The 585-nt window shown below is 67.4% G+C and carries 1 protein-coding gene; it reads left to right on the forward strand.

What is annotated here, in order from left to right; genetic code table 11:
- On the forward strand, positions 1 to 585 hold a 585-nt coding region (locus ACTWPP_RS45110), incomplete at both ends, for a cytosine permease (protein ID WP_443110637.1).

The raw sequence follows: 585 nt of genomic DNA on the forward strand, positions 1-585 counted from the left end.
CGCCGTCACCTCGGTGCTGCGCGCGGTGTCCAGCGTGTACTGGTTCGCGTTCCAGACCGTCGCGGGCGGCATCGGGATCGCGGCGGTGCTGCGCTCCCTGCTCGACCGGGAGATCTCCCAGTCGCTGATCATCGTCTGCTTCGCCGTCTTCCAGATCCTGGTGGCGACGGTCGGGTACGGCTCGCTGAAGGCGCTGTCCCGGGTCGCGTTCGTTTTGAAGATCGCGTTCTCCGTGGTCATCGTCATCATGCTGATGACCTATCCCAAGGAGAGCTTCCACGCCGACGCGGTGTTCTCCTTCGCCGGGACCGGCCACGGCAAGGTCGCGCTGATCGCGCTGTGGACCACCAGCATGGCCGCCGCGTGGTTCTCCAACTTCACCGACGCGGCCGACTTCTGCCGCTACTCGCGCACCCGCGTCGACATGTGGATCGGCACGTTCCTGGCGGCGGTCGTCGGCCAGCTGATCTGCTCGTTCCTGGGCGGGTACGCCGTCGCGGCCGTGCAGGGCGACAGCGACAACGCCTTCGACGTGATCGTGACCGCCACCCAGGGCGCGGTCTGGCTGCTCCTGCTGATCCTCGT

The organism is Actinomadura sp. 3N407, assembly GCF_052245875.1.
In the GTDB taxonomy this organism is placed as follows: domain Bacteria; phylum Actinomycetota; class Actinomycetes; order Streptosporangiales; family Streptosporangiaceae; genus Spirillospora.